This window comes from Bacillus sp. NP157 (genome assembly GCA_018889975.1).
Lineage (GTDB): Bacteria > Pseudomonadota > Gammaproteobacteria > Xanthomonadales > Rhodanobacteraceae > Luteibacter.
The window spans coordinates 2,870,269-2,885,204 of record CP076546.1 but is presented as its reverse complement, the minus strand read 5'-3'; the positions used below and the strand labels follow the sequence as shown (position 1 = coordinate 2,885,204).

Here is a 14,936-nt window from a genome sequence, read left to right as displayed (position 1 = left end):
GGCGCTAAAGGGGTGGAAAGGCGTGTACCGGGCAGAGGTGTTATGAGATTGGATAGGACGGCGCTGGAGCGCCGCGCAGCGATTCTGCGAATGGCATTGCGCCGACGTGCGGCGCGATCGCCGCTTGCGAGAAAGGTTTATTTCGGGCTGCGGCAGGCGCGATGGCACCTGATGGCCGCATTGCATCTCGGCGCGGGATTCATGCGATCGACTGCGCGCGACCTGCGTATGGTACGAGATAGTGACTGTTTCGATCCGGCTTTTTACATGGGCCGATACGGCAGTTCCGTGCCCGCGTCAATGGATCCCCTGACGCATTACATGAAGGATGGCTACCGGCTCGGCTATTGGCCCAACGCGCTTTTCGATACCGCCTGGTATCTGAAGAGCGCGCCCGACGTTGCCGCGATGGGCCTGAATCCGCTCGCTCATTACATTCGCTTCGGTGCTCGCGAGGGTCGCCGCCCGACGGCCTTGTTCGATTCTTCGTGGTACCTGAACGTCTATCCGGACGTAGCGGCCAGCGGCGCCAATCCGCTTGCCCACTTCCTTCGCTACGGCGTGGCGGAGCGCCGGGATCCGTGCGCTCTGTTTTCGAGCCTCTTCTACCTGACCCAATACCAGGACGTGGCCACGGCGGGGCTGAATCCGCTGGTCCATTACATCGGTTCTGGAGCATACGAAGGCCGCGACCCGAATCCGTACTTCAGCAGCGCGTGGTATCTGTCGCGATATCCACAGGTCGCCAAGGCCGGCATGAACCCCCTCCAGCATTACGCCAACGAGGGCTGGCGCATGGGTTTCAAGCCCGGCCCGAATTTCGACGCCGAACGCTACCTGGCCGAGCATCCGGATATCGCGCAGGCGAACATCGATCCGCTGGAGCATTTCCTCCGCGCTGGCGCCGCTGAGCAGCGCGCCCAGCCGGTCAGCCGGCACGCGGTCGCTGAGCTCCTTCCGTCGACGGTTCGACTGGCCGTGCCGTCCGGCGTGCCGATGGTCGACGTCATTATTCCTGTTTACCGAGGCATCGAAGAGACGTCTCGCTGTATCGAAAGCGTCTACGCTTCCCGCTCGTCGACACCGTTCCGTTTGATTGTCATCAATGACTGTTCGCCGGAGCCGGAGATGTACGGCTACCTCGAAGAGGCGGCAGCGCGCCACGGGTTCATGCTCCTGGTCAACGAGCAGAACCTCGGATTCGTCGGCACGGTGAACAGGGGAATGGCCCTGTCGGAGTCCAACGACGTGCTGTTGCTCAACAGCGACACCGAGGTGGCGAACGACTGGCTCGACCGCATGATGGCGCAGGCGTATGCGCGGCCGCGTATCGCCACCGTCACTCCGCTTTCGAACAACGCCACGATTTGCAGCTATCCCGATTTCCAGGGACGCAGGACATTGTCGCCGGGGGTCTCGCTGGACCGGATGGACAAGGCGTGCGCAGCTGCCAACGCAGGACGCTACGTCGACGTACCGACGGGTGTTGGCTTCTGCATGCTCATCCGGCGTGCGGCCCTGGGCCAGCTGGGCCTGTTCGACGCCGAGGCGTTCGGCAAGGGCTACGGCGAGGAAAACGACTTCTGCATGCGCGCGGCGGAGGAGGGTTGGGAAAACATCCTCATCCTCGATACGTTCGTCTACCACGCGGGCGAGGTGAGCTTCGCTGCCGATAGTTCCGCAGGCAAGGCTCGCGGCATGGATGCGCTGCTGGCCAAGCATCCACGCTACCTGCTGGAGGTGGCGGCGCATGTTTCCGAAGACCCCGGCCGCGCGTATCGTGCGGCGATTACCTCGCAGATCTGGCGTGGTGGCGACAAGCCGGTGGTCTTGCTGGTAACCCATAGCCTGGGCGGCGGCACCGAGCGCCACGTCCAGGATCTCGCGGCCCGATATGCAAAGCATTCCCGCGTGCTGGTGCTTCGCCCCTCGGGCACGTTCTCGACTGCCGGCGTCGCCTTGCATGCCGTCGACGACTACGATTCGTTCTCCGTGAACGTCGATGCTACCGACGACGCGTCGTTGCTGGCGTTGCTGGGCGCGTTCCCGATCGACCGAATCCACGTGCATCACCTGTTCGGCTTCGGACCGGAGCTGGGTGCCGCGATACGGCGGTCGGGCATTCCGTTCGACTTCACGGTCCACGACTACTTCACGGTTTGCCCTCAGATTAATCTCGCGCGAGACGGGGCACACTACTGCGGCGAGCCGGCCGAGGATGGCTGCAACGCCTGCATCCTCGCCAATCCGAAAATGGGTGCACGCGATATTCGTTCGTGGCGCAGCCAGCACGCGTGGGCGCTTCGCGATGCTCAACGTGTGATTACGCCGAGTGTCGATGCTTCCGTGCGTATCGAGCGTTATGCACCGGGGGCGAACACGCAGGCCATCCTGCACGAGTCCGTGCCGTCACTCTGGCGTGAGGCCAGCGCACCCCGTCGCCTGCACGATCGCGATGTGTTGAGGGTTGCCGTGATCGGGGTGCTGGCGCCACACAAAGGACGCGACCTCGTCATTGATGCAGCGACCCACGCACGTGCCATGGGCATGGACATCGAGTTCATTGTCATCGGCGACCCGTTTGGTCCACTGCCGGCGGGTTCGATTGCATCGATCCGTACGACTGGCAGGTACAAGGAAGCAGATCTGCAGGCCTTGCTTGCGTCCGAACAGCCTGACCTTGTCCTGTTTGCCTCACAGTGGCCCGAAACCTATAGCTACACGTTGAGCGCCGCCTTCGAGGCTGGGTTACCCGTGCTGGTGCCCGATGTGGGTGCGTTCGGTGAACGCATCCACGGCCGCCCCTGGTCGTTCATGTTTGACTTCGCGATGGCCGGAAAGGCGCTTGCGGAGCATATCGTCGGCTTGCGCGACAAGTACTTCGTTGCCGGCGAGACCGTCCATCCTTTCGTAGCGGGTGCCGACCTCCAGGCTGCCCTGCTGCCCGAGGACGGCTATGCGCCTGGTGTCCAGGCACTTGCGGTGACCTCCACGGGCCGGCAGATGCGTGTCCTTGCGGTGCTTGAATCGCAAGGCGACGTGCCAAGCCCTTGCGCGCATATCCGGCTGGTTCCGTTCCTCGAAGCGATGCAGGCCAGGGGCGATGCCGTGGTCAGGTACGTCACGGCCGCCGAGATCGATCTCTATGACGCGGACGTCATCATCACGCACCGTGTCCCTGTCGAAACCCTCGCTGACGCGCAGGCCCTGATTACCATGGCGGCAGCCAGGGGAATCCCCCTCGTCTATGACCTGGACGATAACCTCTACGACCTGGATCCCAATGCGGAGGGCGGCAAGTATCGGACGCTCCTCGACATCGTGCATGCCTTTGTCGAGCAGGCAGCGGAAATCTGGGTTTCGACGCCTGTGCTGGCCACCCGGCTTCGCGACGTCGGCGCGCGCGACGTGCAGGTGCATCGCAACCAGCTAGACCCTGCGCTTTGGGGTGATGCCATGGGGCCCGCGCTCGTCGAGCACGACGGCCGGGGCCCTGTGCGAATCGTTTACATGGGCACGCGTACCCATGGCGATGACCTCGCGATGATTTCTCCAGCGTTGCAAGCGCTCAAGCGGAAATACACGGATAAGGTGGACATTACGCTGATTGGCGTCAGTGCGGACGACGTCGACGATGGCCACGTCCGCGTCCTCGTACCGCCCGCCTCGGTGGGCGCGTCCTATCCTGCGTTCGTGACCTGGCTAACCCAGCAGCCACGCTTCGACATCGGCCTGTCGCCTCTTCGCGCGACGCCTTTCAATCGATGCAAGAGCGAGATCAAGGTGCTCGACTATGCCGCGCTTGGCATCGCCGCGGTCGTGTCCGACCTTGAGCCCTACCAGGACGCGGTCAGCCCTGGCGTGGACGGTTTCCTCGTGCAAGACGACGCCAGCACCTGGCTGGATACGCTGGAGAGCCTGGTCACCGATGCGTCACTTCGCCGACGCGTTGCGTCTGCGGGCCACGCCCGGGATTTCCATGGCGACTTCAAGGTCGGCGTGGATGGCCGGTTCGAGGCATTGAAAGCACTCGTACGTTCACGCCAGTCGGCGTGAACGTACGAGTTCGGTTTAGCGGACCTCGACGCGCGTCGCGAGGTCACAGAACGCGGGCTCATCCGGTGCGTCGGACCTGAGCCCGAGTTGGTAGGTGCCGGACGGAAGCTCTCCGATATCCGCCGTCACCGCGAAGCCCGCCGTCGCCAATGCACTGTTGCCCATGCCCTGGGCAACGTCGTCGCGCTGGACGCCTGTCACCAGCGGCACGGTGAAGCGATGGCCGTCTGTTCCCTGGAAGGTTAGCGCCAGCTTTTGGAAGGGCCCCTTTCCTTCGGTGTAGGCCCAACCTTCGAATGCCGCGCCTGCCCCGTGCGCGATCGAAACCTGCTGCGTGGCAGCCTTGCCGGACACGAGGTCGAGTTTGCACTTCGCCCCGGCGGCAGGTACGTCGGCCGGCAACGATGCGGGAGCCGCCTGGACCTTCGGGGCGGGGCCCGGTGCCTGGGCCTGCCCGGTTCCGCTGTTGGATACCTGGCATGCCGCAAGGGCGAAGGAGCTGAGCATGGATAGGGCAACCAATCGGGTCGTGCCGTGGATCATGGGGTGCTCTCCTGTGTGGCATGGTGGGACGCGTGCGTGGCGGCCTGTGCTGCGACGGAGACGTCTTCGACTGCCGCATTCGATGTCGCGGCTTTTCGCGCCAGCGCTCGCTTTTCAATCAGGTGGAACGAAAGCCAGCCCACCAGGATGGACACCAGCAAGGCCACGCCAATCGTAAGCCAGCCCTTGTGAGCACTCGGCCACGATGTGAATACCGCTTCGGCGATCGCAAAGTGGTAGACGTAGACGCCGTACGAGATGTCGCCGAACCGCTCCGGGATCCGGATGGTGTAGCGACTGGCCAGGCCCACGCCGAGGACGATAAGAGGCAGCATCGTCATCTCGATCATGTCGTAAACGCGACGGTCCGGCCCGTAGAGCGCAATGATCCATACCGGTAACAGGCAGCACGCGAGCCTGGTCAACGCCGTGGGCGAGGGGGCTGCCAGGGCCACTGCCGCACCCGTGAAGAGATAGAAGACGCACAGGGTGGCAAGGCGGACCGGATAGAAGAACGTCGTCGTGCCGCCGACCTGGACGCTGAAAACATGCGAGAAGGGCAGCGAGTTGTAGTCCGTGCGCAGGAAGATCCACCACGTCACGACCAGGAGCGCGATTAGCAACGCAGGGAAGTGTCGCCACCTGCCCAACAGGCCGATGAATACGTAGAAAGTGAGCTCGGCCGTGAGTGAATAGAGCTGTCCAATGATGCCGGCCCCTCCGAAAACCCCGGGGAGACCCGGGTTCAGTGGGTAAACGAAGATCGACGCGAGGAAGCGCCACGTGCCGCCGGCGGCGAAGTAATCGCGCAACGGCAGTGCCGTATAGATTGGCCCCAGCACGAGAGCCATCAAGGGTACGGCGATCAATAGCGCGGGGAAAATGCGCAGTGCGCGCGATGTAAAGAAGGGGCGCACATCGTTGCGAAGACGGCTGCGCATGATCAGGTATCCGCTGATCGTGCAAAAAATGTTCAGGCCCAGGCCACCGAAGCTCTGGTTGTTGGTGGCGGCGCCTAATCCGTCGTAGCCCAGCACGATATCCATCGTATGTCCGAGCGCAACGAGGAGAGCCCCTCCAAGGCGGAGAGCGTCGAAGTTGTTGTGCCGTTGCGACATGGAGGTATCCGGGTAGTGGGTGAGCGTCAGGGCTGGGTCTTGGAGGGATCGGCCGGCGGTCCGTCGATGATGACTCCCCAGCCCGGAGGATTGGTGAACACGGTATGCGGCCCTGGTGACCGGAGCTCGCGGGCAGTCTGCTTCCAATGCAGGTCCGCGAAAGGCGGTCGACGAAGATGGTCGATATTTCCCGCAGCGACGAGTGCGACGAACAAGGTAACGATGCGCGCCGCGTCCGCACGCGAGAGGCTGCCCTGGGTCACTATGGCGGCATAAACGGCCCACCAGAATACGACCTTGAATACGTAGAAATATCGATCGGATAGCAGGAACTGATACAGCGGCTCGACCTCTTTGAGTCGGACAGGCGCGAACATCTCCGCACACGCGAAGGCGAGCATCGCAAGTACCGCCAGCCGCTTCCTTCCCTCCATGCGTCCCCCGCGCACGAGGGCCACCACGCCGATCGCGTAGACCACCAGCCAGCCGTTGCCGGTGAGGAAATCCTTGCCAAACGTGTGGATCGGGGCGAGATCGGTCAGGGTGATCCGCAGAAGCTCGAGAACACCTCTCTGCGCTTCTGATTTCTCAGGCGCGTGCCCGAGCACGAAGCCAACCTGGACAACGGCACCCACGGCCACGGCCGCCACAGCGCGTCGGTCCACCCGTGCCGTCCAGTTGGCGAGCTGCCCACCGAACATGGACCACCCGGCTCGCCGATCGACCAGGGAGGCCAGCGCGATGCCGCCCAACAGGATGACGAGCATGATCGAGAATGGGCCCGTAAGCGCGATGGCCAGGAGACAAGCGTCTCGCAGCCATCGTCTCCGTCCGCTTGCCGCGGTGCTGGGTTCGGTGAGGCATGCAGCGGCGATCACGAACTGTAAAAACCATTGGGCATTCGTAATCGTGCCCAGGATTTCGCCACTGACAGGGACGGCGATGAAGGTAAGCATCGCCAGCGGGAGCGGCACGATATCCCGAAACCGGTGGCAGGTGTACGAGATGGCGCCCGCGGACAGCGCAACGGCGGCCAGGTTATAGACCAGCGGTGCCTTGGCCGATCCAAACCATGAGCCTATCCAGGCGACGACGCGTGGGATGAAGTGAAGATATCCCGCGTATGGCACCCAAACCTGGGGCAAGACGTGACCCAGCTGGCCCTTGAAGAAGATCGAGACGTCTTCCGCAAAGAACTGGGGGATGGTCAAGGCATCGTTCGCCTTGTAGGCCATCACCAGGAATAGCAGCACGAACGCGGGGAACGCGCTTCGGTGGTTCGAGGGCTGGATTGCGGGATGGCTCATCGTCTTGGGGCGTCTGTCTTGGTCAACGAAAAGAAAGTCGTTTGTGCCCGATGTAGCTGGTAACGACCGGGACGGCGACGCCAACGGCATGTGCGCATAGTTCAGGCTCCCATGTCCAGCCGATGGCGGGAAGTAGCCAGCGCGCCAGCAACAGGCTGATGGCGAGTGTCTGCGCAATCGCCAATAGGTTGACGATGGCAAACCACATCATCTGGTGATGCAGGGCCGTCGTGGTGGCACGGAATACGAAAAGCCGATTCAGGATGAATGCGGTCGTCATGCCGAGCAGATAGGCGAGGACGATGGCAGTCGCATAGTCCAGCCACAAGCTGAACATGATGCGCGAGAAGAAATTGACCGCCGCCGCCGTACCACCGACCAGGATAAACAGCACGAACTGTGACCTGAACGGGCTGCCGTTCCTGGAAGGTGATGGCGATGCGGACGTCACGCCGAAACCTCTTTCGCCATCATCCGGCCGAAATCGATGCTTTCCGAGATGCCGCGGTCTTCGGGGTAGTAATGCGACGTGTCTGCGACCCAGAGCCCATCGATGGGCAGCTTCCGCGGCGGAATACTTTCCAGGTAGCCAGGCGGGCAGATCGGTTGCGCGTAACGATAGCGATTGGCCCGGATGTCGATGAAATCGTCATCCGCCAGCGAGGGGTTGATCATCTTGAGGTAGCGGCGGACCTTGTCGGTGAACACGTCGTCCGAGTCGCCGTACTTGGGATGTTCGCCAGGCATGTAGAAAGGGACGTACACCACATGGTGATCGAGCGGGCGCAGGTTGGTGTATTCCACCAGGCCCGGGATATCCATGTCGTCGTCGTTGGTGTTCAGCCAGAAGTTTTCCGTGACCCGCTTCCTTAGCTTGGCGATCACGCAAACCACGGCGACGTTCTTTAGCGCGGCGAATTGACTGCTGATGTCGGCCGGGAGATCGGGGATCAGGCGGGGGACGAAGGGTAGCGGCACGGTGCTGACGACCTTGTCGAACGTTTCGATGCCGGCGGCGGTCTCGACGCCCTGGACGCGTCCACCTGCAAGCACGACCTTCCGGACGGGCGTCGACAGGCGGATCTCGCCGCCATGGGCTTCGATCCACTGCTTCATGCCGTTCAGCAGCGTGTCGGAACCGCCTTCGAGGTAGCCCAGCTTCTCGCGGAACATGCTGTAGCGGGACGTGCCGATGCGCCGGATCCGGCTCCAGATCCACGCGGCGGAGAGGTTATCGCTGTAGTCGTAGAACTTGTAGTCGAACAGGCGCTTCCAGAGGACGCGCCACGCTTCGTCGCCCACCCAGCGGTGGATCCAGCTGGTCGCTTCGACGTGGTCGAGCGGACGCCAGTCTTCACGCCTGCGCTTGGTGGACAGGAAGGCGTGCAGGCCATAGCGCACCTTGGCCACCATGCCCAGGCCCCTGAACTTCAGCAGGGCGATGGGGTTGCCCCACGGCTGGAGCTGCTTGCCGTACCAATAACCCATCTTCGTCTCGGTCCAGCGCATGCGGTCGGCGAGGCCAAGCTCGTCGAGCATGGTGAGGAACCCTGCGTCGGAGATGCAATGGAAGTGGTAGTAGCGCTCGATGCTGAGGCCGTTGAAGTCGAAGCACGCCGTCATGCCGCCGACGCGGTCATCCGCCTCGAAGACCACGGGGTGGTGTCCGTCGCGGGCTAGCTGATAAGCGACGGCGAGGCCCATCGGGCCGGCGCCGAGGACGGCGATGCGTTGTGGCTGGGTCATGTCGATGATCCGGTCAGGAGCGCCTCAGCGCTTCAATACGATGCTGGAATAGCGTGGGTCGCAGTAGCTTTCCCGGACGGCGTCGGCAAACGGCGTCTGCCGGACGCCAAACGTGGCCTCGGTATCCACGCCCTTGAAATCGTCGCCTGCGCTGAGCGCCTTGAGCTGGTCTGCGGTGAACGGCGGTTTGCCGCTGAACAGGGCGTAGACGCGAAGCAGGAATCCGAACAGACCATAGGGAATGTGCAGGATCCAGGTACGCAGGCCTTTCGCCTTCTTGATCGTGTGGATGATGTCGACGTAGTCGATGCGCGTGTCGCCCACGACATCGTAGATCTCGCCATTGCGTTCGCGCACGATGCAGTCGGCGATGCAGCGGCAGAAGTCGCGCTCATAGAGCGGCTGGCGCATGTAGCGGCCGTCGCCCGGGATCGGAAACACCGGCGTCTTCGCCATGAAGCGGGAAAGCCAGCCGAAGTGCTTCGGATCGAACCAGCCGAACATCAGCGTGGGGCGCAGCGCGCAATGGCGGATGCCCGACTCCACGACCAGTTTCTCCTGGGCCTTCTTCGTGTTGGTGTAATCGTCGTTGGCGACCGACACCACGACCGACGAGCTGATATGCACGAGGTAAGGCACGGCATGGCGCTTGATGGCGTCGAGCACGATCACCGTGGCGTCGATGTTGTTGCGGACGAATTCCTCGGGGTACTTGCTGGTGATCTGTGCGTGCAGCTGGACCACGCAAGCCGCCCCGTCGAATGCCTCTTCCCAGGGCCCGCGCTCGGCGACGTCCGCGTCGATCGCGACGACATCCGGGTGCAGTTCACGGAGGATGCCCATGTTGTAGGCATGCTTGTCGATCGCCACCAGGTTGGTGAACCCCTGGCTTTTCAGCTCGACGATGAGGTTCTGGCCGACGAGGCCGGCCGCACCGGTCAGGACGATTTTTTCGTGCTTGGCTGGCATGGCTTAAAGACTGACTCGCTTGAAGATGAATTCGGGAACCGAGCGGATGATCGTCATGATGACGAACCAGAACCAGGGCAGGTAGGCGACCGGTTTGCGCTTGTCGATGGCCTTGACGATCCCGGCGGCGACCGCATCGGGCTTTGCCCACAGTGCGCCCTTCTTGAATTCCCGCGTCATCGGGGTGTCGACGAACCCAGGCTTGATCGTGACCACGTCGACGCCGCGCCTGGAGAGGCGCTGGCGAAGGCCGCTGCAGAACGTGCTGACGGCAGCCTTGGCAGAGCCGTAAAGGTAATTGCTCGCACGGCCGCGATCGCCTGCCACCGAAGAAATCACGGCGATGCTGCCGTGGCCCGCGCCCTCCATTCGCTGGGCGAGCAGCGTAAGCAGGGCGATGGTCGAGGTGGCATTGGTGGCGAATTCAGCCATCGCGGTGTCGACGGATGTCTCGCAGGCCTTCTGGTCCGGCAGCGTGCCGTGGGCAACGAGCACGACGTCGACATCGCCGAGCGCCGCCCATGCCGAGTCCAGCACTGCGGCGTGGCGGCCGAGATCGTTGATGTCGAGCGCGTCACGCCCCACGTCGGCCGCGCCGCGGATCCGCAGGTCTTCCACGACCGTGTCCAGGCGGGCGGGCGTGCGCGCCACGAGGTGAAGGCGCGAACCACGCTCCGCGTAGATGCGGGCGGTGGCTTCCGCGATGGCGGAAGTGGCGCCTATGATGAGGACACGCTGCATAGTCGCTCCGGACAATAATTAACGATCGGTGGGGGGCTGGCAGGCGTTTGCCGGCCCCTGGGCAAGGGTGGAAGGCCCTGGTAGATACCCGTCGTAATCGACGGTCGACGTGGTGCCTTCAGGCACGCGCAAGGCCGCACCCACGATTGTACCTTGACTATCCGCCAGCACCACGGCGGCGGGAAGCGCAGCGGTAGCGCCGTCACCAGCGACGGAGAAACGGGTCAACAGGGTGCCGGGCAGGCCGTGCATGGCCATTACCCGCCCCAGGCAGGCGTCGCGAGGCACGTGGGCACCCATCGTCGCCGAGAGCCCATCGAGCGGCCAACGGCCGAAAACACCAAGGCGCGCCTTGCTGGCCGCCTGTCCCGTGGCTAGGACATCGGCTGGTCGCGGATACACCGACTGGAGCGTCGTGGGGTCATCCACCTGCAGTTCGATGGCCAGCGCGGCAAGGGACCTGGCGTGGAGCGAGGCGCCGTCGCGGTGCAGGGAGGTGGCCTGCATCGGAAGCAGCGCGACGAGGCACGAAGCGGGAAGCCATGCCACGGCACGCCCCGGCGCGGCGGCCGGTAGCAGCGCGATGGTCACGGCGCTCCACGCCGCGAGCACGGGTGTCGAGTACCTGCCCGACATCGCGCTGACGGGCCCGAGATCGAATCGGCCGATTGCCGTGGCAAGGGCCGAAGCAAGCACGTAGGCGGTGAAAACGACCAGCGCCAGTCGCATCGGCTCGGTCGCGCGGGTGCGCCATGCCCGGGCTGACGCGACCAGTACGGCCGCCACCAGCGATGTGCCGGCGAGCGCCGCTATCAGGAGCGATGCGTGGCTGACTTCGAACATCGCGCCCAGTGGGCTGCCCAGGTACAGCGCAACGAACTCCGCCAGGCCCACGGGATGTCGCCAGGGAAAAGCCGGCATGCTGCCGCCCGGAGGGTATCCCAGCCTCGCCGTCGCGAGCCCCATCACGGCGAGCAGGGCGGCCACCATGATGTACCGGCGTTCGAAGCCGAAGCATGTGGCAAGCACGGCAACCATCGGCAACGCCAGCACGCCATTGGCCATGCTGCCCAGGGCAAGCACGCCGAAACCGCACGCTGCCGTGAACCAGCCGAGGCGATGCGCGCTGGCGGACGCCTGCGCGATGGCATGGCACGCCGCCAGCGGCAACAGGCAAGCGAGGAAAAACTGCGGCTGGAAGGCCCAGGTGAAATTCTGTGCCTGCGACCAGAAGGCGCCCAGGCCCACGACGAGCGCCATCCAGGGAAGGCGTTCGCAACGCGCCCATCGGCGCGTGAGCGTTCCGATGCATACCATGAAGACGCCGGCCATGGCGGCGGCGAGCACGACGTTCGCACACAGCGGTACGATGCCGACGCCGCCTGCCCATGCGTTATCGGCGTAGAACAACAAGCGCGTCAGGACGATGCGGTGCTCGTTATGGAAGCCCCACCACGCCGATCCATCGCCCTGTCCGAGCCGAAGGTAAAACCCGACGTCACCATCCCACGCATCGAAGAATGGCACCGGATCGTAGTGGCGAACCATGCCTGCCAGCAGCAGGGTCAAAATGCCGGCGGCCACGATGACGGCGACGGCGCGCGCCGCCTTGTCGCCGATCGCTGGAATCATCCTGCGACGCGTCGCCAGAACGAAGACGACATGCCTGGATCGATGAATGCCTGGAACGACTCCCAGGCCGGGAAGTAGGCCCGGAAATGGTCGGCGGACATGCGTGCGTCTTTCGCGGGATAGACGGCGCCACCGGCTTCGGCCGTGATGGCATCGAGACGGTCGAGCAGGTCGAGCGTCTTTTTCCCCTGGAACGGGAAGTCCAGCGCAAGCGTGGCACCCGGCCGCGCGAATGACAGCATGCCCACCGATGGCCTGTCGCCGAACTGCTTGAGGACCGCGAGGAACGAGCCCGCGCCCGCGCGTGCTATCGCCGCGATCAGGTTCCGGACGGCATCGCGTGCGACGGCGGGTGGCACGACGCATTGATACTGGAGGAACCCGCGAGGGCCGTACATGCGGTTCCACTGGGAGATGCCATCGAGCGGGTAGAAGAATGGCTGGTAGTGCGTGGTCGCATGCACCAGCTTCCTGCGCTGCTTGTGGAAATACAGCTGGTTGAAGGCACGCAGCGAGAGGTTGTTGACGAGCGAAAACGGAGGCGTCACCGGCATCGCCAGGTGGCCCGCGGGTGCCGACGGGCGCGCATCCGGGAACGACGGCGCATGGTTCGCGCGGCTGAAAAGGCCGCGGCCCAATGCCGTTCCGCGCGCAAGGCAGTCGATCCACGCCACGGTATATTCATAGTCGCGGTCGGACGCACCGGATAGTTCGAAGAATCCGTTGAGATCGCCGAACTTGTGCGACTCAGTGGCAATCCACGGCCCAGGGATGCGCCGCAGTTGTATCGACGCCCACGTCACGACACCCGTCAGGCCCAGGCCGCCCAGCGTGGCATGGAACCAGTCCACGTTCTCACTGGGAGAACACAGGCGCCGGCTTCCGTCCGTGCGCAGCAATTCAAATGCCAGGACGTGATGGCCGATGGTCCCCAGGCGATGGTGGTTCTTGCCGTGGACATCGTTGGCGATCGCACCGCCCACGGTCACGAAGCGCGTGCCGGGCGTGACCGGCAGGAACCAACCCTGCGGCACCGCCAGGTCGAGGATGTCCGAGAAAAGGACGCCCGCTTCACACGTGACGACGCCGGTCGCCGGGTCAAACGCGATGAAGTGGTCCAGGCCCCGGGTGGCGAGCAGGACCCCGCCATCGTTCAGGCAGCTGTCGCCGTAGCTACGGGCATTGCCCAGCGGGAGCATTTTTCGCTCGCTGGCAGGCAACGGTGCATGCCTGTCCGACAGTGGCAGCACCGTCTCGTGTGTCACGGGGTAACGACCCCACGAGCGCCCCGTGACTCCCATCAGACGGCCAGCCCGACGATCACCGCGGCGATCAGGCCGATGATCCGGCTGGTGCGGTCCATCACGGCGAAGACCACCGGGTCGTCGTGCATGACGCCACGATGTGCAATGGCCCAGGTGCGACTGATCCAGTAGAGGAGCAGTGGGCAGAGCATCCACAGGTAATGCGGATGCTCGTAAAGCTTCATGCTGGCCGTGCTGTCGACGTAGAGCGCGAGGACGAGCACGGCGAGGTAGCCACTGGATGCGCCGAGCGACTGGACCAGCGGGATGTCTTCGACGTCGTAGCCACGGCCGCTTGCCTTCACCTTGCCGCTGGCCTGCAGGGCAAGCAGCTCCACGTATCGCTTGACCATGGCCAGGCTGAGGAAGATGAACATGGAAAAAGCCAGCAGCCAGAACGATGGCTTGCTGTGGATGGCGGCCGTGCCGGCGAGGATGCGCGTGGTGTACAGCGTGGCCAGTACGACGACGTCCAGCATCATCATCCGCTTGAGCTGGAACGAGTATGCCGTCGTCAGCACGTAGTACCCAAGCAGGACCGCGACGAACTGGTGCGACACGGCGAAAGCCAGGCTGAAGCCTGCGACCAGCAGCACGACCGTCAGGATGGGGCCGGCGATGAGCGGCAGGGTTCCCGCCGCGAACGGACGGTTCCGTTTACGGTGGTGCTGGCGGTCGGCGGCGAGGTCGAGCAGGTCGTTCGTCAGGTAGACGCTCGAAGCGCACAGGCCGAAGCAGAAGAAGGCGAGCGCAGTAGCTACGACGGCGTCGACGTCGAAAATGCGGTGCGATGCCAGTAGTGGCAAGAAGACGAGAACGTTCTTGATCCACTGATGCACGCGCAGGGCCTTTGCCCAGACGCGCAGGCCGCCCCGGCGCACTTCGAATCGACGCTCGACCGTGGCTACCTTGGCCGCTGCATCGGAAAGCGCGTGCCCGCTTTCGACGACGAGGGCGGCTCGCGCGTGTTTCCACACGGCAAGGTCGACCGGTGCGTTGCCGATGTAGTCAAACGCCTTTTCGCCGAAACGCTCGACCAATACGTTTGCCTTGTTGGATCCGGACAGGTTGACGTCGCCGTCGCTTGCGATCAGGTCATCGAAGACATCCGCATGCGCGGCCACCGGGGCCGCCAGCTTGACGTCCGACGCGGTGCAAAGCACGACGAGGCGCTCCTTGCGCTGTTCGACAAGCCAGCCGAGGATCTCCGTGTTGTAAGGCAGGGCGACGGGATCGATCTCGACGCGCAAGGCAATCTGCTTCTTGAGGTAAGCCTTTCCGCGCAGCAGCCAGGCGAACATCGAGATGATCGACAGCGGATTCTTCGCCAACAGTGCAAGCGCCGATTCGATCAGGAGATCCGAACGAATGAGCGTGCCATCCAGGTCGACACAGAGGGGAACCCCGGTCTTGGTCGCGTGGTCCGCGCTAATGGCCATATGTTCCCTCAAGGTAAACCGTGTTAACCAACCGGCGTGAGGTTGGCACGACGACATGACCGGGCGGCGTAACGCGCCCGG

The 14,936-nt window shown here is 63.8% G+C and carries 11 protein-coding genes; 1 reads left to right on the top strand and 10 read right to left on the bottom strand.

All coding sequences use genetic code 11. The features are described from left to right. Nucleotides 1-90 precede the first annotated feature (90 nt). Nucleotides 91-4,056, top strand: coding sequence for a glycosyltransferase (locus KPL74_13265; protein ID QWT18710.1), 3,966 nt, complete (start codon nucleotides 91-93; stop codon nucleotides 4,054-4,056). A 15-nt stretch (nucleotides 4,057-4,071) separates the two neighbouring features. Here the strand turns inward: KPL74_13265 and KPL74_13260 are convergent, their stop codons facing one another. From KPL74_13260 to KPL74_13215, 10 genes are read right to left on the bottom strand one after another with little or no spacing between them, the layout of a single operon-like run. Next, nucleotides 4,072-4,599: a hypothetical protein gene (locus KPL74_13260; GenBank protein QWT18709.1), complete on the bottom strand. Its 528-nt coding sequence runs from the start codon at nucleotides 4,597-4,599 to the stop codon at nucleotides 4,072-4,074. After that, a complete protein-coding gene (locus KPL74_13255; GenBank protein ID QWT18708.1) occupies nucleotides 4,596-5,717 on the bottom strand; it encodes an acyltransferase in 1,122 nt (373 codons plus the stop codon). The genes KPL74_13260 and KPL74_13255 overlap by 4 nt, the downstream gene beginning before the upstream one ends. A 26-nt stretch (nucleotides 5,718-5,743) precedes the next feature. After that, nucleotides 5,744-7,024: a hypothetical protein gene (locus tag KPL74_13250; GenBank protein ID QWT18707.1), complete on the bottom strand. Its 1,281-nt coding sequence runs from the start codon at nucleotides 7,022-7,024 to the stop codon at nucleotides 5,744-5,746. A gap of 22 nt (nucleotides 7,025-7,046) precedes the next feature. Further along, a complete protein-coding gene (locus KPL74_13245; protein QWT18706.1) occupies nucleotides 7,047-7,418 on the bottom strand; it encodes a GtrA family protein in 372 nt (123 codons plus the stop codon). A gap of 53 nt (nucleotides 7,419-7,471) precedes the next feature. Next, nucleotides 7,472-8,770 carry an NAD(P)/FAD-dependent oxidoreductase gene (locus KPL74_13240; GenBank protein QWT18705.1) on the bottom strand — a complete coding sequence of 433 codons (1,299 nt, stop codon included), beginning with the start codon at nucleotides 8,768-8,770 and terminating at the stop codon, nucleotides 7,472-7,474. Nucleotides 8,771-8,794: 24 nt separating this feature from the next. After that, complete coding sequence (locus KPL74_13235) at nucleotides 8,795-9,739, bottom strand: NAD-dependent epimerase/dehydratase family protein (GenBank protein QWT18704.1); 945 nt, start codon at nucleotides 9,737-9,739, stop codon at nucleotides 8,795-8,797. Between the two features lie 3 nt (nucleotides 9,740-9,742). Further along, on the bottom strand, nucleotides 9,743-10,480 hold the full coding sequence (locus KPL74_13230) for an SDR family oxidoreductase (protein ID QWT18703.1): 738 nt from the start codon (nucleotides 10,478-10,480) through the stop codon (nucleotides 9,743-9,745). An 18-nt stretch (nucleotides 10,481-10,498) separates the two neighbouring features. Next, nucleotides 10,499-12,112, bottom strand: coding sequence for a hypothetical protein (locus KPL74_13225; GenBank protein ID QWT18702.1), 1,614 nt, complete (start codon nucleotides 12,110-12,112; stop codon nucleotides 10,499-10,501). Further along, complete coding sequence (locus tag KPL74_13220; protein QWT18701.1) at nucleotides 12,109-13,377, bottom strand: FAD-binding oxidoreductase; 1,269 nt, start codon at nucleotides 13,375-13,377, stop codon at nucleotides 12,109-12,111. Before KPL74_13220 ends, KPL74_13225 begins: the two co-directional genes overlap by 4 nt. A 35-nt stretch (nucleotides 13,378-13,412) precedes the next feature. Then, nucleotides 13,413-14,855, bottom strand: coding sequence for a UbiA family prenyltransferase (locus KPL74_13215; GenBank protein QWT18700.1), 1,443 nt, complete (start codon nucleotides 14,853-14,855; stop codon nucleotides 13,413-13,415). Nucleotides 14,856-14,936: the final 81 nt, after the last annotated feature.